General features: G+C 58.3%; 22 protein-coding genes and 1 tRNA gene. 14 read left to right on the top strand and 9 right to left on the bottom strand.

The features are described from left to right. Positions 1 to 122 precede the first annotated feature (122 nt). Both Q0802_RS11320 and Q0802_RS11315 read left to right on the top strand, forming a co-directional pair. Positions 123 to 2,540 (top strand): FAD-dependent oxidoreductase, encoded by a 2,418-nt coding sequence (locus Q0802_RS11320; protein WP_298917988.1) that lies wholly within the window; start codon positions 123 to 125, stop codon positions 2,538 to 2,540. 52 nt (positions 2,541 to 2,592) lie between these two features. Then, positions 2,593 to 3,213: a nucleotidyltransferase family protein gene (locus tag Q0802_RS11315; RefSeq protein WP_298917987.1), complete on the top strand. Its 621-nt coding sequence runs from the start codon at positions 2,593 to 2,595 to the stop codon at positions 3,211 to 3,213. 40 nt (positions 3,214 to 3,253) lie between these two features. Here the strand turns inward: Q0802_RS11315 and Q0802_RS11310 are convergent. Beyond that, a tRNA-Leu gene (locus Q0802_RS11310) sits at positions 3,254 to 3,337 on the bottom strand. Positions 3,338 to 3,465: 128 nt separating this feature from the next. Here Q0802_RS11310 and Q0802_RS11305 point away from each other — a divergent pair. Both Q0802_RS11305 and Q0802_RS11300 read left to right on the top strand, forming a co-directional pair. Then, positions 3,466 to 4,044 (top strand): YqaA family protein, encoded by a 579-nt coding sequence (locus Q0802_RS11305; protein WP_298917985.1) that lies wholly within the window; start codon positions 3,466 to 3,468, stop codon positions 4,042 to 4,044. Then, the gene (locus tag Q0802_RS11300; protein WP_298917983.1) at positions 4,041 to 4,523 is read left to right on the top strand and encodes a disulfide bond formation protein B; all 483 of its coding nucleotides are present in this window, start codon (positions 4,041 to 4,043) and stop codon (positions 4,521 to 4,523) included. The genes Q0802_RS11305 and Q0802_RS11300 overlap by 4 nt, the downstream gene beginning before the upstream one ends. On the opposite strand, the gene Q0802_RS11295 is transcribed toward Q0802_RS11300, so the two are convergent. Further along, positions 4,501 to 4,926: an Lrp/AsnC family transcriptional regulator gene (locus Q0802_RS11295; RefSeq protein WP_298917981.1), complete on the bottom strand. Its 426-nt coding sequence runs from the start codon at positions 4,924 to 4,926 to the stop codon at positions 4,501 to 4,503. The genes Q0802_RS11300 and Q0802_RS11295 overlap by 23 nt on opposite strands. A gap of 111 nt (positions 4,927 to 5,037) precedes the next feature. Here Q0802_RS11295 and rocF point away from each other — a divergent pair, with 111 nt between their 5' ends. Further along, a complete protein-coding gene (gene rocF / locus Q0802_RS11290) occupies positions 5,038 to 5,958 on the top strand; it encodes an arginase (protein WP_298917979.1) in 921 nt (306 codons plus the stop codon). A gap of 1 nt (position 5,959) precedes the next feature. Further along, the gene (locus Q0802_RS11285; RefSeq protein ID WP_298917977.1) at positions 5,960 to 7,015 is read left to right on the top strand and encodes an ornithine cyclodeaminase; all 1,056 of its coding nucleotides are present in this window, start codon (positions 5,960 to 5,962) and stop codon (positions 7,013 to 7,015) included. Positions 7,016 to 7,100: 85 nt separating this feature from the next. Here the strand turns inward: Q0802_RS11285 and Q0802_RS11280 are convergent, their stop codons facing one another. Continuing rightward, positions 7,101 to 8,249, bottom strand: a complete 1,149-nt coding sequence (locus tag Q0802_RS11280; RefSeq protein WP_298917975.1) for an FAD-dependent monooxygenase — start codon at positions 8,247 to 8,249, stop codon at positions 7,101 to 7,103. A 76-nt stretch (positions 8,250 to 8,325) separates the two neighbouring features. Beyond that, positions 8,326 to 8,781, bottom strand: a complete 456-nt coding sequence (dksA, locus tag Q0802_RS11275; RefSeq protein ID WP_298917973.1) for an RNA polymerase-binding protein DksA — start codon at positions 8,779 to 8,781, stop codon at positions 8,326 to 8,328. A gap of 135 nt (positions 8,782 to 8,916) precedes the next feature. On the opposite strand from dksA, the gene Q0802_RS11270 reads away from it, so the two are divergent. The 6 genes from Q0802_RS11270 to Q0802_RS11245 all read left to right on the top strand — a co-directional run bounded on the left by Q0802_RS11270 (position 8,917) and on the right by Q0802_RS11245 (position 13,884). Then, a complete protein-coding gene (locus Q0802_RS11270) occupies positions 8,917 to 9,756 on the top strand; it encodes a MoxR family ATPase (protein ID WP_298917971.1) in 840 nt (279 codons plus the stop codon). Positions 9,757 to 9,872: 116 nt separating this feature from the next. Further along, positions 9,873 to 10,328, top strand: a complete 456-nt coding sequence (locus tag Q0802_RS11265; RefSeq protein ID WP_298917969.1) for a GNAT family N-acetyltransferase — start codon at positions 9,873 to 9,875, stop codon at positions 10,326 to 10,328. Further along, on the top strand, positions 10,325 to 11,689 hold the full coding sequence (locus Q0802_RS11260) for a DUF2927 domain-containing protein (protein WP_298917967.1): 1,365 nt from the start codon (positions 10,325 to 10,327) through the stop codon (positions 11,687 to 11,689). Before Q0802_RS11265 ends, Q0802_RS11260 begins: the two co-directional genes overlap by 4 nt. A gap of 52 nt (positions 11,690 to 11,741) precedes the next feature. Next, a complete protein-coding gene (locus tag Q0802_RS11255) occupies positions 11,742 to 11,909 on the top strand; it encodes an apolipoprotein acyltransferase (RefSeq protein WP_298917965.1) in 168 nt (55 codons plus the stop codon). Between the two features lie 9 nt (positions 11,910 to 11,918). Then, on the top strand, positions 11,919 to 13,106 hold the full coding sequence (locus Q0802_RS11250; RefSeq protein WP_298917964.1) for a VWA domain-containing protein: 1,188 nt from the start codon (positions 11,919 to 11,921) through the stop codon (positions 13,104 to 13,106). Positions 13,107 to 13,194: 88 nt separating this feature from the next. Further along, positions 13,195 to 13,884 carry a M48 family metalloprotease gene (locus Q0802_RS11245; protein WP_298918452.1) on the top strand — a complete coding sequence of 230 codons (690 nt, stop codon included), beginning with the start codon at positions 13,195 to 13,197 and terminating at the stop codon, positions 13,882 to 13,884. Between the two features lie 15 nt (positions 13,885 to 13,899). Here the strand turns inward: Q0802_RS11245 and Q0802_RS11240 are convergent, their stop codons facing one another. The 5 genes from Q0802_RS11240 to Q0802_RS11220 form a co-directional block, all read right to left on the bottom strand. Next, the gene (locus Q0802_RS11240; RefSeq protein WP_298917962.1) at positions 13,900 to 14,439 is read right to left on the bottom strand and encodes an RSP_2648 family PIN domain-containing protein; all 540 of its coding nucleotides are present in this window, start codon (positions 14,437 to 14,439) and stop codon (positions 13,900 to 13,902) included. 3 nt (positions 14,440 to 14,442) lie between these two features. Next, the gene (locus Q0802_RS11235; RefSeq protein ID WP_298917960.1) at positions 14,443 to 15,666 is read right to left on the bottom strand and encodes an RSP_2647 family RNA methyltransferase; all 1,224 of its coding nucleotides are present in this window, start codon (positions 15,664 to 15,666) and stop codon (positions 14,443 to 14,445) included. A gap of 39 nt (positions 15,667 to 15,705) precedes the next feature. Continuing rightward, complete coding sequence (locus tag Q0802_RS11230; RefSeq protein ID WP_298917958.1) at positions 15,706 to 16,380, bottom strand: DUF6778 family protein; 675 nt, start codon at positions 16,378 to 16,380, stop codon at positions 15,706 to 15,708. A 124-nt stretch (positions 16,381 to 16,504) separates the two neighbouring features. Then, positions 16,505 to 16,777: a hypothetical protein gene (locus Q0802_RS11225; protein ID WP_298917956.1), complete on the bottom strand. Its 273-nt coding sequence runs from the start codon at positions 16,775 to 16,777 to the stop codon at positions 16,505 to 16,507. Then, complete coding sequence (locus Q0802_RS11220) at positions 16,774 to 19,557, bottom strand: glutamine-synthetase adenylyltransferase (protein WP_298917954.1); 2,784 nt, start codon at positions 19,555 to 19,557, stop codon at positions 16,774 to 16,776. The genes Q0802_RS11225 and Q0802_RS11220 overlap by 4 nt, the downstream gene beginning before the upstream one ends. 276 nt (positions 19,558 to 19,833) lie before the next feature. On the opposite strand from Q0802_RS11220, the gene Q0802_RS11215 reads away from it, so the two are divergent. Both Q0802_RS11215 and Q0802_RS11210 read left to right on the top strand, forming a co-directional pair. Then, complete coding sequence (locus Q0802_RS11215; RefSeq protein WP_298917952.1) at positions 19,834 to 20,250, top strand: DUF2852 domain-containing protein; 417 nt, start codon at positions 19,834 to 19,836, stop codon at positions 20,248 to 20,250. Positions 20,251 to 20,306: 56 nt separating this feature from the next. Next, complete coding sequence (locus Q0802_RS11210; protein WP_298917950.1) at positions 20,307 to 20,747, top strand: RDD family protein; 441 nt, start codon at positions 20,307 to 20,309, stop codon at positions 20,745 to 20,747.

Raw genomic sequence — 20,747 nt, 5'->3', positions numbered from 1 at the left:
CGCCCGCTTGGTCGGGCCGGGCGGCGGCAACAGCCAGCGACAATAAATGTCGGTTTCACGATATCTCACGGGCAAAGACGCTCTAACCTGCGGCCAGAACACCCAAGATAAGGCTGTCAGATATGCAAACTACCACCCGTGTTGCCATTATTGGCGGGGGCGTTGTCGGCGCTTCCGTTCTCTATCACCTCACAAAGCTGGGGTGGTCGGATGTGATGCTGTTGGAACGTTCGGAACTGACCTCTGGCTCCACCTGGCACGCAGCGGGCGGGTTTCACACGCTCAATGGCGACACCAATATGGCCGCCCTTCAGGGCTATACCATCCGGCTCTACAAAGAGCTGGAGGAGATCACGGGCATGTCCTGCGGGCTGCACCACGTGGGCGGCGTGACCCTCGCGGATAATCGCGACCGGTTTGATATGTTGCTGGCCGAACGCGCCAAACATCGCTTCATGGGGCTGGAAACGGAGATTGTCGGGCCCGGGGAAATCAAAAAGATCGCGCCGGTCACAAATGTCGACGGCATCATCGGGGCGCTTTACGACCCGCTGGACGGGCATCTTGATCCGTCCGGGACGACACATGCCTATGCCAAGGCCGCGCGTATGGGCGGGGCTACAATCGAAACCCATTGCATGGTGCGCGAAACGAACCAGCGCCGCGATGGCAGTTGGGATGTGGTCACCGACAAGGGCACCATCCATGCCGAACATGTGGTCAATGCGGCGGGTCTCTGGGCGCGCGAAGTGGGCGCCATGGCCGGGATTTACTTTCCCCTGCATCCGATGGAGCATCAGTATCTGGTGACCGAGGATGTCCCGCTCATCGTTGAGATGATGGCAGATGGTCACGAGCACCCCCATGTGATGGACCCGGCTGGTGAAAGCTATCTGCGTCAGGAAGGCCGCGGCCTTTGCATCGGATTTTATGAGCAGCCCTGCCGCCCCTGGGCCGTAGGCGGCACAAGCTGGGAATTTGGTCAGGACCTTTTGCCCAATGATTTCGACAAGATCGAGGACAGTATTGATTTTGCCTACAAACGCTTCCCCGATCTGGAACGCGCGGGCGTCAAGAACGTGATCCACGGCCCCTTCACCTTTGCACCGGATGGCAATCCGCTGGTGGGTCCGGTGCCGGGCATGCGCAATTACTGGTCGGCCTGCGGCGTCATGGCGGGCTTCAGCCAGGGCGGCGGGGTTGGCCTGATGCTGGCGCAATGGATGATCGAAGGTGAGACCGAACGCGACACCATGGCCATGGATGTGGCGCGTTTCGGCGACTGGATAACACCGGGCTATACATTGCCGAAAGTGATCGAGAATTACCAAAAACGGTTTTCGGTCTCTTATCCCAATGAAGAATTGCCTGCCGCGCGGCCCAACCGGACGACACCAATGTATGATATCTTCACCGGGCTTGGGGCCGTCTGGGGGCAGCAATACGGACTGGAAGTGGCCAATTATTTTGCACAAGCAGATGAGCCCCGCTATGAAACACCCTCTTTCCGCCGCTCAGACGCCTTTGCAGCCACCGCGCGCGAAGTCAAAGCCGTTCGGTCAGGTATCGGCATCAATGAAGTGCAGAATTTCGGCAAATACCGCGTTACTGGCACAAAGGCCCGCAACTGGCTGAACCGCATCATGGCCGGGCGCGTGCCATCCCCCGGGCGTCTCAGCCTGACGCCTATGCTGTCACACAAAGGCAAACTCATCGGCGATTTCACCATTTCCTGCATCCACGATACGGAATTCCAACTTACGGCCTCTTACGGGGCTCAAGCCTATCACTGGCGATGGTTCCTGCAAAATCTCGATGACGGCGTGCATATCGACAATATCTCCGACAAACGCACCGGGTTCCAGATTGCTGGGCCACGCGCAGGCGACGTTCTGGCGGCGTCCACCCGCGCGGACATCGGTGACATGCGGTTTCTCGACGTAAGGCAGTTGGTCGTGGGCATGACTAACTGTATCGTGCAACAGGTCAGCTACACAGGCGATCTGGGATACGAGATTTATTGCGATCCCATGGATCAGCGCGCCCTCTGGAACACGCTTTGGCAGGTCGGGCAGCCACATGGCATCACGCCTTTTGGCATGCGCGCGATGATGTCCCTGCGCCTGGATCGGTTCTTTGGCAGCTGGATGGCGGAATTCTCGCCGGACTACACGGCGGCGGAGACCGGATTGGACCGGTTCATCAGCTTCCGCAAAAATGAAAATTTCATTGGTCGCGCCGCCGCTGAAAAAGAAAAATCTGAAGGCCCCGCGCGCCGATTGGTCAGTTTCGAAGTTGACGCCGAAGATGCGGACGTCCAGGGGTACGAACCCATTTGGCTCGATGGTTCAGTCGTCGGTTTCTGCACATCCGGCGGCTATTCGCACCACGCCGAAAAATCTATCGCCTTCGGATTTCTTCCGGCAGATCAGGTCGAGAAGGCGCCGGATGTCATGATCGAGATTCTGGGCCAAATGCGCCCCGCAAAGGTGATCACGAGACCCCTTTTCGAACCAGGCTCGGCAGGTGCAGACAGTTAAGCACGACAATGCCCCACTTTTGCTGAACGGCTGTTTAGAGTAACGTCAGATCATGACCGAGCAGGCCCTCAGCGATTTACCAATAATTCTGCTCGCAGCCGGGCAATCGCGCCGTATGCGTGGTGCCGACAAGCTTCTGGAAGACGTCGATGGTATGCCGCTGCTGCGACGGCAGGCGAATATGGCTTGTATGGTCACTTGCGGCCCGATTCTGGTTGCCTTGCCACCACCACCGCATCCGCGCTACCAATGTTTGGATGGATTAGGCGTCAACCGCGTCGCCGTACGGGACGCAGCGGAAGGTATGAACGCCAGTCTCAGAACCGCCTTTGCCGCGCTTCCTGAAAAAACCGATGCAGCGATGCTCGTTCTGGCCGACCTTCCCGAGCTGACACCAGATGACTTGAATACCGTTCTTCAGGCCGTTGATTTAAATAGTGATAATCTGATCTGGCGTGGCGCTACCGAAGATGGAAAACCCGGCCACCCCATCGTTTTTTCCGCAAAGCTCTTCCCCGAAATCGCCACCTTGACCGGAGATGACGGCGCACGCGCTGTTGTGTCAGAATTTGAGGATCAGGTTGAACTCGTCACGTTGCCGGGAAGCCGCGCCAGAATGGATCTAGATACGCCCGAAGAATGGGCAAAATGGCGATCCGCAGCACCTGTTTGACGCCGGACGATCCACATGCGGAGAACTGTTCAGAACAGTGTGGTACCCAAGGCCGGACTCGAACCGGCACGCCTCGCGGCGGGGGATTTTGAATCCCCTGCGTCTACCATTCCGCCACTTGGGCAACGAGAGCGATCTACCGCGTCACTGCCCGTCCGGCAAGAGGATTTTGCACCAAATCATCATCCGCCGCCTTGACCCTGCGTCTTTGCCATGTTTTCCACAGCCGAAATAGCGCAGGAGCGACAGCAGATGCTTCGCAAGATCTACGATTGGACGCTCAGCAAGGCTGATCACCCGCAGGCGCTGTGGGTGCTGGCTTTTGTCAGTTTCATCGAAAGCTCGGTTTTCCCCATCCCGCCCGACGTTCTGATGATCCCGATGATCATTGCGCGCCCCTCCCGCGCGTGGCGCATCGCCGCTGTGGCACTTGTTGCCTCGGTGCTGGGCGGTTTGCTGGGATATGCCATTGGTGCTTTTGCGATGGACACCATCGGCGACCCGATTCTGGCCTCTCTTGGCAAGACCGAAGCAAAGGTAATTTTTGACGAGCGGTTCAATGACAAAGGCTTCTGGGCTGTTCTGATCGCGGGCATGACCCCGTTCCCCTACAAGGTCATCACCATCATGTCCGGGGCTACAGGCATGAACCTGACCACCTTCGTCGCCACCTCGATTCTGGCGCGTGGTTTGCGGTTTTTCATTGTCGCTTTCCTGTTGTGGAAATTCGGCGCACCGATCCGTGAATTCATCGAAAAGCGCCTTGGCCTGATGTTCACCCTCTTTGTTGTCTTGCTGGTTGGGGGCGTCTCGCTCCTGAAGTTCCTATGACCCGACTGCACCTCGTCATGCTGGCGACCGCCGGTTCCGCAGCCCTTCTTCTGGGCGCTTTTGCGTTTCAGCACATCGGCGGCATGGCGCCCTGCAAGATGTGCATCTGGCAGCGGTATCCGCATGTGATCGCGCTGCTGATCGGGCTGGTGGCGCTGAAATTGCAGAGCCGCCTTCTGATCCTGCTCGGGGCTCTATCGGTCTTTGCCACCGGTGCCGTTGGTGTCTTTCACGTCGGCGTGGAACAAGGATGGTGGCAGGGCCCGACGACCTGCAGTTCCGGGCCAATTGGCGGCAAAACAGCCGACGAACTGCTGGATCAGATTCTCACCGCGCCGCTTGTGCGCTGCGATGAGATCGCCTGGGAGATACTGGGGATCAGCATGGCCGGATGGAATGCGCTGATCTCCTTTGCGCTCGTGATCCTCTGGCTGATGGCGCTGCGCCGCGCCGCGCCTAAGAAGATTTTCGGGTGCTGAGCAGCAGGCTCGTCTCGCTCGCCGTCACCCCTTCGAGCCGTCGGATGTAAGTCAACACGTTGTCGAATTTTTCAAGGGTCTCCGCACCGATCTCAACGATCACGTCCCAGCGTCCATTTGTGGAATAGACCTTCCGTATTTCCGGCAAACCGCCAAGGTGCCGAATGATCCGGTCAGTCCCGCGCCCCTCGATCGCAATCATCATCAATCCGCGGACGGCATCGGTCTGTCCATCTTCTTTCATCACGACGGAGAAGCCCAGGATATCACCCCGTTCCTGCAACCTGGCCATCCGGGTTCGCACGGTCGCACGGGTCAGCCCAAGGACTGCAGCGAGCTCTGACAGTGATGCCCGGGCATTATGTCTGAGCGCGCCCACCAGCTTTTTGTCCATTTCGTCCATATTTAGCGTCCATATTGATAAATGTATCAACATTACGCTCAATATGGACGCTTGTCGATATCCCGGAACGGTCGATATCTTTTACCCAAATCTGATATTCTGGAGAGACCGATGACCCATCACACCTGTATACTTGTTGGTGCCCCCGTCGACAGCGGCAAACGTCGGCGTGGCTGTTTAATGGGTCCGGACGCCTACCGCACGGCGGGTCTGGCAGAGGCCTTGGCAGATCTTGGGCATCAGGTTGAAGATCGCGGCAACGTCGCACCTACCCCGTTCACACCTCAACGACATGCCAAAATTCACGCGCTCGAAGAAACCATCGGATGGACCAAAGCGCTCGCCGACGCCGCACAGGCGAGCTTGAAGGATGGGCTGCCGATCTTTCTGGGGGGCGATCACTCGCTGTCTCTCGGAACGGTTTTGGGGGCCATGCGTCATGCCGATGACATCAACCGCCCACTCTTTGTACTCTGGCTCGATGCCCATAGCGATTTTCATACGCCCGCAACCACGGACAGCGGCAATCTGCATGGCACACCGCTTGGCTTTGTGACAGGCCGGTCCGATTTCGACGGGTTTCCCGAAATTGCAAACCCGCTGCCACAGGACAACATTGCGATCATCGGCCTGCGATCAGTCGATTCCGCCGAACGCGCCGCCCTTCAGCAAACGTCGATACAGCACGTCGACATGCGCGAAATCGACGAAAGTGGCATCGGCAAACCGCTCTCGGCCTTCCTTGAGCGTGTCGCAGCGGTGAACGGCATGTTGCATGTCTCTTTGGACGTGGATTTTCTCGACCCCGCGGTCGCTCCCGCCGTTGGCACAACTGTCCCCGGCGGCGCGACCATTCGCGAAGGGCATCTGGTCATGGAAATGCTGCACGATAGCGGATTGATGACCTCACTTGATCTTGTAGAACTCAATCCCTTTCTGGACGAACGCGGCCGAACTGCGCAGGTTATGGTCGATCTTGCGGCATCTGCACTTGGCCGCCGTGTCTTTGACCGACCAACGCGAGCGTACTGACATGACAACACTGACCCCATCCGACAAAGCACTTGTCCCCTTCGTTTCCGTGGATCACATGATGCAGTTGATTCATCACATTGGCATAGAGGAAATGCTGCGCGGCCTAGCGAACTACATCGAAACCGACTTCAAGCGCTGGCAGCTGTTCGACAAGACACCGCGCGTCGCCAGCCATTCCGCTGAGGGTGTGATCGAATTGATGCCGACCTCCGACGGCGAAGTCTACGGATTCAAATACGTCAACGGGCATCCCAAGAACACGGCGGAGGGGTTGCAGACGGTCACCGCATTCGGCCTGCTTGCCGATGTGGCCAGCGGCTATCCGGTGCTTTTGTCGGAAATGACAATGCTGACGGCGATGCGCACCGCCGCCACGTCTGCCCTCGTCGCCCGCCTGCTCGCCCCTAAAGGTGCCACCACAATGGCGATGATCGGCAATGGCGCGCAGTCGGAATTTCAGAGCCTCGCGATGAAGGCCATTTGTGGCGTTCAGGAGATACGGCTCTATGACATTGATGCGCAGGCCACCGAAAAATGCGCGGCGAACCTGTCTGGTCTTGGTTTGACTGTGACACCCTGCACCACCGCCGAAGACGCGATGATGGGCGCTCAGATCATCACGACCTGCACCGCCGACAAGCAATATGCAACCATTCTGACAGATAACATGGTCGGGGCCGGCGTTCACATCAACGCAATCGGTGGGGATTGCCCGGGCAAGACCGAATTGGCGCCAGCGATTCTGCATCGCTCAGATATTTTCGTCGAATACCCCGAACAAACCCGCATTGAAGGCGAGATTCAGCAACTGGATGACGATCACTCTGTGACCGAAATCTGGCAGGTGTTGACCGGTCAAGCCGCCGGTCGCGTTTCGGATAAACAGATAACGCTTTTCGATTCGGTGGGTTTCGCCATCGAGGATTTCAGCGCCTTGCGCTATGTGCGCGACCAGATCGAAACAACCCGGCTTTTCCATCCGCTCGATTTGCTGGCCGATCCTGATGACCCGCGGGACCTCTTTGGCATGTTGCAAAGGTCGACACAGGGCTGACGCATGAAAGGCGCGGTTTTGGGCACGCCCAAAACTCGATAATGGCGCGCGCGGGCACAGCCCGCGCTCCGCTTGGCAACAGGAATTATCCCTTGGTCACATCATGTCCGTAGATCCAGTCGAACTGCCGGATCATCGCGCCCGGAGCCAGCTGACTGCCCAGCCGTAATCCAAGATGCGCAAAACGGCGCGTGATACCTTCGCTCAGGTGATATTTCCACGCATTTCCGCTGGCCGCTTCGATGACGCGGCTGACCCGCGCTTTTCGCAAGCTCTGATAGGCTGTTTGGGCCGTACCCTCCTTTAGACATCGCGCCAGAACCCATGCATCTTCCAACGCAAGGTTGGCACCCTGGGCCAGAAACGGCAAAGTAGGATGCGCCGCATCGCCCAAAAGGGCAACATTCCCGCGCATCCATGTCTCGGCGACGGGATGTCGGAACAATCCCCAGAGCCGAACATCCCGGACATCTGCCAGCGCCTGCGCCGCGATCCCTCCAAAATCCGCAAAAGCTGCCCGCAGATTTTTCGGATCATCCTCGTGATGCCAGCCCTCATCGGCCCAGGTGTCCCTTTCCTGAACAGCAACGATATTGGTAAAGGCGCCACCGCGGATGGGGTAACTCACCAGATGCCGTCCCGGCCCCATGGTCACCCTAGCTTCGGGCGCAGCGCCGGTGGCGGGAACCAGAGCGCGCCAAGCAACCTGACCGGTGAACTGCGCTTTCTCACCGGGCGATACCCGCGCGCGCGCCACCGAATGGATGCCATCGGCGCAGACCACGACCTCCGCCCTTGCCGAAGACCCGTCGATACATCGCACCTCCGGCAAATCGCCGGGGATGACATCTTCAATCTGCGTGCCAAGCTGGAGGGTCACATTCGCCTGTCGCGCCGCACGTATCAGCAGGCTGATCAGATCAGCACGGTGCACAAAGAGATATCGCTGGTCTTTCAGGCGGCGAAGGTCCAGCCGCGCCACTTCCGAGCCACGTTTGTAATCAGCCAGCACCACGGCTTGCGCCTCTACCGCCCCTGCGCGCAGCAGCGCATCCTCCAACCCCAGGGCGCGCAACACCGCAAGCCCGTTGGGGCTAATCTGCAAGCCCGCGCCAACTTCCGCGATCTCAGGGGCTTGCTCAAGGAGCGTCACCGCAACGCCATTGCGGGCCATAGCCGTCGCGCAGGCCAACCCTCCGATACCACCTCCGACAACAATCGCATTTTTGATCATGGGACCCTCAAACAAAAAACGCCGAAGCAAAATGCTCCGACGCTTCTAAACTTTTTCCGGCTCGGTGGGAGCCTGATCAATCGTCGCGGTGCACTTTCTCGCGGCGCTCATGGCGCTCCTGAGCTTCGAGGCTCATGGTTGCGATCGGGCGAGCATCCAACCGCTTCAGAGAGATCGGCTCGCCTGTCACCGAGCAATAGCCAAATTCACCTTCGTCGATACGGCGCAGCGCCCCGTCAATCTTGCTGACCAGCTTGCGCTGACGATCCCGGGTCCGCAGCTCAAGCGCGCGATCCGTCTCCTCCGAGGCGCGGTCCGCAACGTCCGGTATGTTGCGTGTCCCGTCCTGCAATCCCTCGATTGTGTCCCGGCTGCCTGCAAGCAGCTCTGATCGCCAGTTCAGCAATTTGCGCCGAAAATATTCCACCTGTCGTTCGTTCATGAACGGTTCGTCTTCAGCCGGGCGATAATCATCCGGCAGAAACACTTCCTGTTTCATTTGCTTCCCCTTAACGTGGCTTACGTCATTCATACACGACTTGTCCTCAGGCAAGTGCCCCCATGCGGCACGATCTATCCCACGCCCTGACAATTGTCACTACACAATGCAGAAGAATTCTGGCTAAAAGCGAAACAAGAATTCATCGTGCAAAGGGTTGACAGAAGAATGAAATTCCAGGGAACGGCCGAATACATCGCCACAGACGACCTGACCATTGCCGTGAACGCGGCCGTCACACTGGAAAGGCCCCTGCTCGTTAAAGGCGAACCCGGCACAGGCAAGACCGAACTGGCCCGGCAGGTCTCTGCTTCCTTGGGTCTTTCGCTGATTGAATGGAACATCAAATCGACAACCCGCGCTCAGCAGGGTCTTTATGAATACGATGCCGTGAGCCGGTTGCGCGATAGCCAATTGGGGGAGGCGCGCGTTCACGACGTGAAGCACTACATCCGCAAAGGCAAGCTTTGGGAAGCCTTCGAGGCCGATCAAAAGGTCGTGTTGCTGATCGACGAGATCGACAAGGCCGACATCGAATTTCCCAACGACCTGCTGCAGGAACTCGATAAGATGGAGTTCTTCGTCTATGAGACCGGCGAAACCATACGTGCCCGCCACCGCCCGGTGGTCATCATCACTTCCAACAACGAAAAAGAACTGCCCGATGCCTTTCTGCGCCGCTGTTTTTTCCACTACATCCGGTTTCCCGAAATCGAGACGCTGCGTGAGATCGTCGAGGTTCATTTTCCGGGCATCAAGGACGCCCTGCTCACCACCGCGCTTACCCAGTTTTATGAGATCAGGGATCAGGCTGGTCTGAAGAAGAAGCCGTCTACGTCAGAAGTTCTTGATTGGCTGAAACTGCTGCTGGCAGAGGACATGAGTGCCGAAGACCTCAAGTCTTCCGGCGCCAATTCCCTGCCGAAACTGCACGGGGCGCTGCTGAAGAACGAGCAGGATGTGCATCTGTTTGAACGGTTGGCTTTTCTGGCCCGTAGTGGTCGTTGAGTCACAGGAAAAACACGACAGATATCAAAAGCTTGCCTTGATGCGTTTTTCGCGACTAAACTGAAAGCGATCTGCGGCGACAAGACTGCGGACAGAGGCTGAAGGCAGGCTAATAAATGACAAATACGGCATCTGTCGTCGTGCGCCCCCTGCGCAGGACAGACAAAGAGCAATGGGTTGCCCTCTGGACAGCATATCTCGCATTCTACGAAACGTCGCGCCCGAGGGAAATCTTCGACCTCTATTTCGAAAGGTTGCTGGGCGATGATCCACAGGATTTCAATGGGTTGGTCGCTGAAGTTAATGGGGAGCTTGTCGGGCTCACCCATTATCTGTTCCACCGGCATGGCTGGTCAGAGGCGAACACCTGCTATTTACAGGATCTCTATGCAAACCCGGATGTTCGGGGGAAAGGCATCGGGCGCGCGCTGATTGAAGCGGTCTATGAGGCGTCCGACGCCGCCGGGATCGCCACTGTCTATTGGCTGACGCAGGATTTCAATGCCGAGGCGCGCAGGCTCTATGATCGGATTGGCGTCAAAACTCCCTTCATCAAGTATGCACGCGCATGAGACGGCGGCTGATCCTACCTGTCATCATGGTGCTGAACGCCTGCGTCCCGGTCACGCAGGGTGGAACCCCCTCGCGCGCGGTGATTGCCGAAAGCACGTTGCCACCGATGAAGACCTTCGGACGGGCCGCGATCAGCCGCCCTGCCGTTTCCAACGCCAATCTGGTGCAGGATTTTGTGGATTTGTCTTTCCAGATGGAAAGCGGGCGCAAGTTACCGGTGCTGACACGTTTCGAGGGGCCGATCACGCTGCGGCTAACCGGCGCTCCGCCGCCCACCCTGACAGGCGATCTGCGCAACTTGCTGGGCCGGTTGCGCAACGAAGCCGGTATCCGGATCACAACTACCACCTCCGCTACTGCGAACATCACGGTGCAGTCCGTTTCCAGGTCAGAAATCCGCAAGGTTCTGCCACAGGCCGCCTGTTTTGTCGCACCAAATGTCTCGTCAATCCGCGAATACCGCGCGGCGCGGCGCAAAGCCCAGACCAACTGGACCCTGCTCAAGACACGCGAAAGACTGGCGATCTTTGTTCCCAATGATGTCAGCCCTCAGGAGGTTCGCGATTGCCTGCATGAGGAGCTCGCACAAGCTCTGGGGCCGCTCAACGATCTTTACCGCCTGCCGAATTCGGTTTTCAACGACGACAATGTGCACACCGTTCTGACCAGTTTCGACATGCTGATCCTGCGGGCGACCTATGCACCTGAACTGCAATCCGGCATGAGCCGCGAAGCGGTTGCCCGACGCTTGCCGGCGATCTTCGCAAGGATCAATCCGCGCGGCCAGTCCGGCGCAAGAACACCTGCGGACCCAACCCCACAGACATGGAAAGAAGCCATCCAGACGGCACTTGGCCCCGGCGCGGGACGCACCGCCCGGCGTGCTGCAACCGAGACAGCCGTACGCATCGCCACTGAACGCAACTGGACCGACAACCGCCGGGCTTTTGCCCATTACGCGAAGGCGCGCTTGCTGCAAGGGTCCGACCCAGTGGCGGCCCGTCAGCAATACGTCATTGCCGACCGGTTCTATGCCAAATCGACGCAAACCCAGCTACACCGTGCCTATGTCGCCACGCAACTGGCCGCCTATGAGATTGCCAATGGCAATGCCGTGCGCGCCTTGCGGATCATCGAGCCCAACATCGAAACCGCCCGAACTGCGCAAAACGCGGCCCTTTTGGCAACCCTTCAGCTCTTGCGGGCCGAAGCGCTGGATTTGACCGGGCGCACCACCGAGGCAAGCGCTGTCAGGCTGGACAGTCTGGGATGGGCACGTTACGGCTTTGGCGCTGACTGGGCAGTACGGGCAAAGATACGTGAAATCTCCGCTCTGACCCCTGGAAACTCACCGGTCTAGCGTCACTTTCCCACGAGGGCAAAGACCGGCCCGACGACTTAAGAGGGATCAGATGATCGTCATTATCGCTGCCATTCTTGGCGCAATCTTCGGCGGCGTGACCGCAGCGCGCCGTAACGGAAACCGCAAGGATATCGCCCAATATGCGGCAGGCTATGCGATGGCTTTTGTTGTGGTTGGCATGATTGTGACGGTGATCGTGCACCGGATGATCGTCTAGGGCTGAGCGATGTTTCTGCCATTCTTTGACGCCCTGCGCAAAAATGCCGTCCCGGTCTCCCTGCGCGAATTCCTTGCTTTTCTGGAAGGCCTGCAAGCCGGGTTGGTCACCTACGATGTCGAGGCGTTTTACTATCTGGCCCGGGTGACGCTGGTCAAAGACGAGCGCAACATCGACAAGTTTGACCGGGCTTTTGCAACCGCCTTTTCAGGTTTGGAAAACATCTCTGTGCAGGATGTGATGGAAGCCGTTGAAATCCCCGGTGATTGGCTGGAAAAGATGGCTGAAAAGCACCTGACGCCCGAGGAGAAAGCAGAGATCGAGGCCCTGGGAGGCTTCGACAAGCTGATGGAAACGCTCAAAAAACGTCTTGAAGAGCAAAAGGGCCGGCATCAGGGCGGCAACAAATGGATCGGCACCGCGGGCACCTCGCCTTTTGGAGCCTATGGATACAACCCCGAAGGCATCCGCATCGGTCAGGATAGCTCGCGCCATCAGCGCGCCATCAAGGTCTGGGACAAACGCGAGTTCAGGAATCTCGACGATACGGTCGAGCTTGGCACCCGCAACATCAAGGTTGCGTTGAAACGTCTGCGGCGATGGGCGCGTGATGGTGCGGATGACGAGCTGGACCTCAATGGGACCATCCGCGCCACGGCTGAACATGGGTATCTCGACGTCAAGACCCGCCCCGAGCGCCGCAATGCGGTCAAGGTTCTGCTGTTTCTCGATGTTGGCGGCTCCATGGACCCGCATGTAAAAGTGGTCGAAGAGCTCTTCTCTGCCGCCCGGGCGGAATTCAAACACATGGAATACTATTACTTCCACAATTGCCTTTACGAAGGGGTCTGGCGCGACAACCGGCGTCGGTGGAACGCACAAATTCCCACCCATGAAGTTCTGCGCACCTATGGGCCTGACTACAAATGCATCTTCGTAGGAGACGCGTCGATGTCTCCCTATGAGGTCGCCTACCCCGGTGGCGCCTCCGAGCATTGGAACGAGGAAAGTGGCGCGACATGGTTGACGCGCGCGCGCGATCAATGGGCAGCGACGCTCTGGATCAATCCGGTGCCCGAAAAATACTGGGGCTACACACAATCCATTTCAATGATTCAGGAGATCATCGGCCCTGACGCGATGGTGCCCATGACCCTTGAAGGTCTTTCCAAGGGTATGAAAACCCTCACTCGCTAGCAGGAGCGAGCATTAAGACACCCTCAAATCCTTGCAAACTGGCCCTTTGGCGCTTGTCCGAAGCGCCCTGCCCGCCCATATCATGGGCATGATCAAGTTCATGCCCATTCTTCTCGCCATTCTCTACGGGCTGGCGATGTACCGATTTTCCGCCTGGCGTACAGCAAAGGAGCTGGATGCCAAATCGACGGAACTCGCAGATGGCAAGCTGAAGATCTTGATGGACCAGATGGCTGCGGCCTTGGAGCTGCCGCGCATTCGCGTCTATATCTACGAGGTCGACCCGGTGAACGGGTTGGCCGCCCCGGACGGGCGCATTTTCATTACCCGCGGGTTCTACAATAAGTTCCGCGCAGGCGAGGTAACGGACACGGAGATGGCCAGTGTCATCGCGCATGAGATGGGGCATGTCGCCCTGGGCCATTCGCGCCGCAGGATGATTGATTTCTCGGGTCAGAATGCGCTGCGCACTGCGCTGGCGATGGTGCTTGGCCGGTTCATTCCGGGGGTCGGCGTATGGCTTGCCGGGATGCTGACGACGCTGCTGGCCGCCCGCCTGTCCCGTTCAGATGAATATGAGGCCGATGCCTATGCGGCCGCATTGCTGACCAAGGCTGGCATCGGTGTTGAGCCGCAAATCAGCCTCTTTGAGAAGCTTGAACGACTGACCCAGCAAAATGCCGGAACAGCACCCGCCTGGCTGCTGAGCCACCCCAAAACGCAAGATCGTATCGCCGCCCTCAAAGCGCTCGAAGCGAAATGGATCGCGCCACGGTAGGGTCGAATTTTCGTTCTATTGCAGCGCTTTGGCGAGCCGGGGTAACCTTGCCTTTTTCAACAGAGGCCGCATGTCCCATGGATGTCCGGAAAGTCGCCGCGCTTCGCGCAGCACCGCCTGTGCAACCGTCTCAACCCGCGCGGGGTTGGTCTGCCAGTCCAGATATAGAAACCCGTCGGGGTTCACCCTTTGCAGCCCTTCCTCGGCCAACACCCCTTTTGGAAAGTCTTTATTATTCAAGGTCATGATGGCATCACTTGACGTTGAAACCGCTGTCGCCAGAACATGAATGTCATCGGCATCCGGCAGCCACAGCGACATGTCGAGATGCGGCGTGGGTTTAGCTTCGGCTTTGGGCCATTTGGCGCGCAGCAAGGCAATCTCCGCACGTGCTTGCGCTTCGCCGGCAGCGCCCAGTTTGATTGCAGCCCGCGCCCATTCTTCCAGAATGCGCGCCGACCATACAGGCTCAAACGCTCCTTGGGCTGCAACCCCCAGCACCATTTCCCGCATGACTGTTGGGTAAAGAACGCAGGTATCAACGACAATCCGCATGGATCACAGCTGAAAAAAGATGGATTTCAGGTACCCGCTTTCGGCCAGTTGCGGCAGCTGCGGATGATCGGGCCCGGCAAAGCCCATGTAAATGAGCGATGCCCGCCGACCGGCCCTGCCGATCCCCCGGACCGACGCGGTGCGGAAGGCGGAAAGATCCGCCGCGTGAGAGCACGAACACAGGCCCAGAATCCCGTTTTCAGCAACCAGCGGTGCTGCCATCCGGGCAACGCGTTCATAGGCCCGAAGACCCGCCTCCAAAGCAGGTTTACCCGGTGCGAAGGCGGGCGGATCACAGATCACAAGGTCAAACTCTGCCCCTTCGGCGCGCAAATCCGCCAGAACCTCGAAGGCGTCGCCCTTTCGCGTGGCAAACCGGTCTTCAACCCCCATCGCGGCAGCGCCCTGTTCTGCCAGCGCCAAGGCTGGCGCTGATCCGTCAACGCCGACGGCTGATGTCGCGCCATGGGCAAGACAGGCCAAAGAAAACCCGCCAACATGACAGAAAACATCCAGCACCCGCGCATCACGCGCCAGGTTGGCGGCAAAAGCGTGGTTGGGGCGTTGATCGTAAAAAAGGCCGGTTTTCTGCCCCCCGGTCAGATCCGCCAGATATCTGGCCCCATTCATCGGAACGACAACCGGCGCATCAGGCAGAGCGCCGTGCAACACATCGGAGGTATCGTCGAGCCCTTCAAGCGCGCGGGTCCGTCCGGTGGCGTTCTTGAGAATTGTCCTGGCCCCGGTGACCGATCGAAGTGCTGCACTCAGGGGCTCCAGCAGGTGTTCGGCCCAGGCGGCATTGGGCTGAATGACAAAGATGTCGTCAAAACGATCAATCACCACGCCGGGCAAGCCATCTGCTTCCGCATGCACAAGGCGGTAGAAAGGATCGGGAAAGAGACGCGACCGAAGCGCCAGGGCCTTGGTCAGCCGCCCCTCAAACCACGCCTCATCAATCACGGCGTCAGGGTTGGGATCAATCATCCGCGCAATGATCTTTGATTTGGGGTTCACCGCCACCAGCCCCATAGGATTGCGCGCGTCATCCAGCAATTGCGCCAAGGTGCCCGGCACGATGGCCTTGGTGCGACGGTCGGTAACCAGCTCATTGGCATAAACCCAGGGAAATCCGTGCCGGACAGCACGGGCGTTTGCTTTGGGTTTCAGGCGCACAACCGGCATATCACCGGTCGCAGGGGCGGAATTGGAAAAGGGCGCTGTCATAGCGCCCTCCTCTAGTCTGTTCTGATGGTGGGTGAAAGACTAGATGTTGTCTTGCGGTGCCAGCACGCTGACACGTTGACCGCTATATCCGTCCGGTTGGCCCAGTTCGGTGAAAATCACACCAGCCAGATGGTCGGTAATGCGCACTTTTTGAGTTTGTCCCTGACGTTCAGCGGCAATAGCCCGTTCGCCACCAAATCCCTTCAGGTTGGCTTTGATGACACGTGGTTCGCTCAGCATAAGCCCGGTCTCGGCGCTGCGTACCGACATCTTGAAAGTGATGGCGTGAATGCCGCCGATTGTATAGCGGGTCTTTTCGGTCAACGCATGGAACCGTTTTACCTCGATATCGAGGATAACCGGTGTCCCTTCAGTCATACCTGCCGTGCCACGCGCCATCGCTGTCTCAAAGATGGCCCTGACCTGCTCATGACGATTGCCCGCGGGGTCTCCGCGCCAGACAATATCGCCTGAGGGATAATAGCTGTTTGCCTCCGATACGATCAGGTTTTCGGGCACATTCACCACAACGTCGGTAACGTCGTAGATTGGTACCGCTGCCTCGAACGTTGTTTCCAGAAGGTTTTTCTGACCCACGGCACCCTCAAGGGCGGGGTTTGAAAACGGTGCGTTTCGGCTGGCGATATCGGTTGTGCTGCACCCGGCAGCAAATATCGAAAGGGTCAGGACGGCGATTAGTTTGTAAGGTCTCATGTTGCTCTCCGCATAGGGGGCGACTTCTGCACGCCTCAAATCATTTGCGAGGATACCTACTGAGCAACTGGGGCTGAATTGTGACGAATTTTAGATAAAACTTTTATCAATGCTGCAAAAAATCTCAGTTTCTTGGTCGCGAGCGCCATCCGCCGCGCCTGCGCGGCGCAGACATGCCGGCCAGCCCTTCGGTGATGACCTCGGTCATCGGGTGATCGGGATGATCCTTGCCATAAGTTTTCAATAATGCAGTCAGCGCCTGCCCGGTTTCGCGTTCGACAGGTATGCTCAACGCCCAATCCAGAAAGATCGTCCGGCATTCACTTTTGGTAATGCCATCAATGCGGTAAGCCTCAAAGATAAGTCCCTTGGGGTCGTTTTCGTCACCTTTGATCATGAGGCCGCCTTCTCGTATCCCGCCAGGGCATCACTGATGAGGGCGTCCGACCGGGTGTAGCTGGATGTTAACCGTTCTTGTAGAGCCTCCATAGAGCTCTCCTCCATTGCGCGCAGCAGAAACGACCGCCCGGCAGGCCCCAGACTGGATGCATCAAGCGGTTTATCGGACAAGAGCCGCGCCGCGAGATGCAGTTTTGAGTAAAACGCATGGAATCCAGCCAGTTCATTTCCCGATGCGGCGTCCAGAAGTCCAATTGCGACGGCGGCCCGCAGGCCATCATCGGCATGCGGTTCCTGTTTTCCGCCCAACAGGCTACCTGCCTGCGCCATCAATTCGATCTCTTGTAAACGTCCCGGCCCGATTTTAGCCTCCCACAGGCTCGTCGGTGCTTTTGCCGCGCGGATACGTTCTCGCATCTGTCCAACTTCCGCGGCAATTTCGGCTAAGGCACGCTCTTGCCCCAATAGTTCCGCGACAAAGGCCGAGACATCCGCTTTCAGAGCTTTTGGACCGGTGATCACTTGCGCCCGCGTCAATGCCAAATGCTCCCAGACCCAGGCTTCCTGTTTCTGATAGCTTTGAAATGACGCCCAACTGGTCGCCACCGGACCCTGGTTGCCCGACGGTCTGAGACGCATATCCACTTCGTAGAGCCGTCCCTGAGCCATAGGCGCGGTCAATGCCGTGATCAAAGCCTGTGTCAAACGGGCGTAGTAAGGACGGGTCGACAGGGGCTTTTCCCCTTCAGACGCCTCTGCATCCAGCGGATCGTAGACAACGATCAGGTCGAGGTCCGAGCCAGCATTCAGCCGCCCCGCACCCAAGGACCCCATACCCAATACAACCGCCCCCCGGCCGGGAGGCGGTCCATGGCGCTTGGAGAATTGCGCGATCACCAGGGGCCAGATCACGTTGAGCACGGCGCGCGCCAGATCGGCATATTGCACAGCGGCGTCCTGTGCAGTGATCAACCCGCGCAAATGGTGGACGCCGATGCGGAAATGCCATTCCTTTGTCCACCGTCGGGTCGCGTCGAGCTGGGTCTCGTAGTCGGTCTCCACCTTCAGACGTTGCATCAATAGCGCCGCAAGCCCTTCCTGCCCCGGCCAATCGGTGAAAAAGTCACCGCCGATCACCGCATCAAAGACACCCGCGTTGCGTGACAGATATTGCGCCAGTTCGGTTGACGTGCCGGTGATGTCGATCAGCAGATCCGTCAGCTGGGGATTGGCGTCCAGCAGCGAAAAAAGCTGCACGCCCGCAGGCAGCCGCGCCAGAAATCCGTCAAACGCCAGCAGCGCTTCCTGCGGTTTCGATGATTGTGCCAGCCGTGACAGCAAATCGGGCCGGACCCGGCGAAAAAGCTCCCGACTGCGTTCACTGCGCAAAGCCGGGTAGGTCAGCCACCGCGTCAGCATCTCACTATCCAGCAGGGTCTGTTTTTCTTCCGCGCGCTGCGAGGGCGCAAAAAAGCCCTCCGTCATTTCATGCACAATGCTCAGGCGGTGGTGTAGTTCCTGCTCCAGCTCCGCCCGGTCGACATCCATCAGACAGGCCAGCCGGTCAAAACCTTCGTCACTTTGCGGCAAACTGTGGGTCTGAGCGTCCTGCACCATCTGCAAGCGGTGCTCAACGGTTCGATGCGCCGTATAATGCTCGATGAGCGCGGTTGCCATGTGATCGGGCACCCAGCCTTTTTCCGCCAACCCCCGCAGGCTTTCGACGGTACCGCGCGTGCGCAGGTCGGGATCACGCCCGCCCGCAATCAACTGCTGGGTTTGCGTGAAGAACTCGATCTCCCGAATCCCGCCGCGGCCCAGTTTCATGTTGTGCCCGGGCAATGTGATGGCGCCTCCCAACCCCTTGTGTTCACGAATGGCCAAACGCATGTCGTGGGCATCCTGAATGGCGGCAAAATCCAGATGCCTGCGCCAGACAAAGGGGCTGAGGTCTTTCAGAAATCGCTGACCGGCTGCGAAATCGCCCGCAGCGACACGCGCTTTGATGTAGGCCGCACGTTCCCAGGTTCGGCCAAGGCTCTCGTAGTAGCGCTCCGCCGCTTCCATAGCGATACAAACCGGCGTCACCGCAGGATCGGGGCGCAAGCGCAGGTCGGTACGGAAAACATATCCCTGCCCGGTCATCTCGCTGAGAGTTCCCGTCATGCTTCGCGTGGCCCGAACAAAGCCAGCCCGCGCATCGTGAAAATCGCTCGAATCAAACCGGGTTTCATCAAACAGACAGATCAGGTCGATGTCGGATGAATAGTTGAGTTCGCCCGCCCCCATCTTGCCCATGGCCAAAACGCACATGCCCGCGGCATCCGGGATGTCCTCTTCGGTCTTTCCCGGCAGCTTCCCGCGCTTGATTTGTTGTGCAACACCCGCCCTCAAAGCCGCCTGGCACGACGCATCGGCAAATCCGGTCAAAGCGGCGGTCACCTGCGCCAGGGGCCAGGCACCGGACAAATCCGCCAGCGCAGTCAGAAGCGCAATGCGCCGCTTTCCTTGTCGAAGGGCGGTGTTCAGCCCTTCTGACGGTGCCTCGGATGCACCCTGGATTTCCATTTGAACCGCTTTCAGGGGATCGTCCAGCGCCGCCGGCAACCATGCGGCTTCTTTCGCGACCAGCCCAGCCAGATAAGGGCTTGATCCGGCGGCCCCTTCGACGAGGCTGGCCAACGCCGCATCCAGTTCCGGTACATGCTGCACCGCATCCTGACCGCGTTGGGCATCATGGGCGCGCGGGCACCGGGTCATCTGGCTGGTAAAACTCATGATGCCAGCATTCGCGCGAGAGCACGAGCGCGTCAATGGCCGAATTTATGGCGGCAATTCGGCGTTTACAGAGGGGATTATAGTACCCGAGAATCAGATGCTTCGAGTATTTTCGCATCGTTACTATCTGATTTTACGTCATTAATCACATTAATGTAAAAAACATTCACATAAAACCTTGCAACCCGAGTGCGAAACCCCATCTTGGTAATGTGAAAGACATTCACATCCCGGAATTCTCCGAAACACCCATAACCCGCAACGAAAGGCACCCCGATGACATCCGTGACCCAAACTCCCCCGTTAACCAGCCAACCCGGATGGTTCTCCCGCGCTGAAAGCTGGCTTGATTCCAAGGGCAAGGGCGCGTGGATCGCCGCGATGGTCCTTGGGTTTGTCTTCTTCTGGCCAATCGGCCTCGCCCTTCTCTTTTACATGATCTGGAGCAAACGCATGTTCACATCCTGCAGCCGAAAATCCTCTTCCATGCGCCGTGGCATGCACGCCATGCGCCCCAGCGGCAACAGCGCCTTTGATGCCTACAAAGCTGACACCCTGCGCCGGCTCGAAGACGAGCAGCAGCAGTTCGAAGCCTTCCTCGACCGCCTGCGTGATGCAAAGGACAAGGCTGAATTCGACCAGTTTATGGACGAACGCGCGGACAAGGCCGGCGACGGCACTGACCAGGCCTGATATCAAAATGTGCCGGGGCATTGCGCCGGCACCCCACCTTCATCTAGAGAAACCCCATGACCGCCACACCTGATCCATATGCCCAATCAGATTTTTACAAGGACGTGCCCCTCAAACGCCTTCTTGCATGGGCGGTGGATGCGGTTCTGACCTTTGTTGGCTGCCTCGTGATCCTGCCATTTACCGCATTCACCGGCCTGTTCTTTTTCCCGCTTCTGTTCCTGCTGGTAGGTTTCATCTACAGAACAATCACGCTTGCCAATGGATCGGCCACCTGGGGCATGCGTCTCTTCGCAATCGAATTGCGCCGCGCGGATGGATCAAGGTTTGATCTGGGAGCCGCCTTTGCACATACATTGGGCTATACGATCAGCTGGGCCATTGCCCCGCTTCAGCTGATTTCGATGGTTCTGATGGCGACCACGGCACGCGGACAGGGCCTTTCCGACCACGCCCTGGGCACGGTGATGATCAACCGACGCGCAACACGCCGCTGA

Origin of the sequence: uncultured Roseobacter sp. (genome assembly GCF_947495275.1) — a bacterium.
Taxonomy (GTDB): domain Bacteria; phylum Pseudomonadota; class Alphaproteobacteria; order Rhodobacterales; family Rhodobacteraceae; genus Roseobacter.
Note: the sequence above shows the minus strand (reverse complement) of the source record. Positions and strands in the feature narration are given on the sequence as shown.

Bases quoted from the DNA above. Each gene is read 5' to 3' on its own strand.
- Q0802_RS11320 (WP_298917988.1), top strand. From the start codon at position 123: ATGCAAACTACCACCCGTGTTGCCATTATTGGCGGGGGCGTTGTCGGC.
- Q0802_RS11315 (WP_298917987.1), top strand. From the start codon at position 2,593: ATGACCGAGCAGGCCCTCAGCGATTTACCAATAATTCTGCTCGCAGCC.
- Q0802_RS11305 (WP_298917985.1), top strand. From the start codon at position 3,466: ATGCTTCGCAAGATCTACGATTGGACGCTCAGCAAGGCTGATCACCCG.
- Q0802_RS11300 (WP_298917983.1), top strand. From the start codon at position 4,041: ATGACCCGACTGCACCTCGTCATGCTGGCGACCGCCGGTTCCGCAGCC.
- Q0802_RS11295 (WP_298917981.1), bottom strand. From the start codon at position 4,926: ATGGACGAAATGGACAAAAAGCTGGTGGGCGCGCTCAGACATAATGCC.
- rocF (WP_298917979.1), top strand. From the start codon at position 5,038: ATGACCCATCACACCTGTATACTTGTTGGTGCCCCCGTCGACAGCGGC.
- Q0802_RS11285 (WP_298917977.1), top strand. From the start codon at position 5,960: ATGACAACACTGACCCCATCCGACAAAGCACTTGTCCCCTTCGTTTCC.
- Q0802_RS11280 (WP_298917975.1), bottom strand. From the start codon at position 8,249: ATGATCAAAAATGCGATTGTTGTCGGAGGTGGTATCGGAGGGTTGGCC.
- dksA (WP_298917973.1), bottom strand. From the start codon at position 8,781: ATGAATGACGTAAGCCACGTTAAGGGGAAGCAAATGAAACAGGAAGTG.
- Q0802_RS11270 (WP_298917971.1), top strand. From the start codon at position 8,917: ATGAAATTCCAGGGAACGGCCGAATACATCGCCACAGACGACCTGACC.
- Q0802_RS11265 (WP_298917969.1), top strand. From the start codon at position 9,873: ATGACAAATACGGCATCTGTCGTCGTGCGCCCCCTGCGCAGGACAGAC.
- Q0802_RS11260 (WP_298917967.1), top strand. From the start codon at position 10,325: ATGAGACGGCGGCTGATCCTACCTGTCATCATGGTGCTGAACGCCTGC.
- Q0802_RS11255 (WP_298917965.1), top strand. From the start codon at position 11,742: ATGATCGTCATTATCGCTGCCATTCTTGGCGCAATCTTCGGCGGCGTG.
- Q0802_RS11250 (WP_298917964.1), top strand. From the start codon at position 11,919: ATGTTTCTGCCATTCTTTGACGCCCTGCGCAAAAATGCCGTCCCGGTC.
- Q0802_RS11245 (WP_298918452.1), top strand. From the start codon at position 13,195: ATGATCAAGTTCATGCCCATTCTTCTCGCCATTCTCTACGGGCTGGCG.
- Q0802_RS11240 (WP_298917962.1), bottom strand. From the start codon at position 14,439: ATGCGGATTGTCGTTGATACCTGCGTTCTTTACCCAACAGTCATGCGG.
- Q0802_RS11235 (WP_298917960.1), bottom strand. From the start codon at position 15,666: ATGACAGCGCCCTTTTCCAATTCCGCCCCTGCGACCGGTGATATGCCG.
- Q0802_RS11230 (WP_298917958.1), bottom strand. From the start codon at position 16,380: ATGAGACCTTACAAACTAATCGCCGTCCTGACCCTTTCGATATTTGCT.
- Q0802_RS11225 (WP_298917956.1), bottom strand. From the start codon at position 16,777: ATGATCAAAGGTGACGAAAACGACCCCAAGGGACTTATCTTTGAGGCT.
- Q0802_RS11220 (WP_298917954.1), bottom strand. From the start codon at position 19,557: ATGAGTTTTACCAGCCAGATGACCCGGTGCCCGCGCGCCCATGATGCC.
- Q0802_RS11215 (WP_298917952.1), top strand. From the start codon at position 19,834: ATGACATCCGTGACCCAAACTCCCCCGTTAACCAGCCAACCCGGATGG.
- Q0802_RS11210 (WP_298917950.1), top strand. From the start codon at position 20,307: ATGACCGCCACACCTGATCCATATGCCCAATCAGATTTTTACAAGGAC.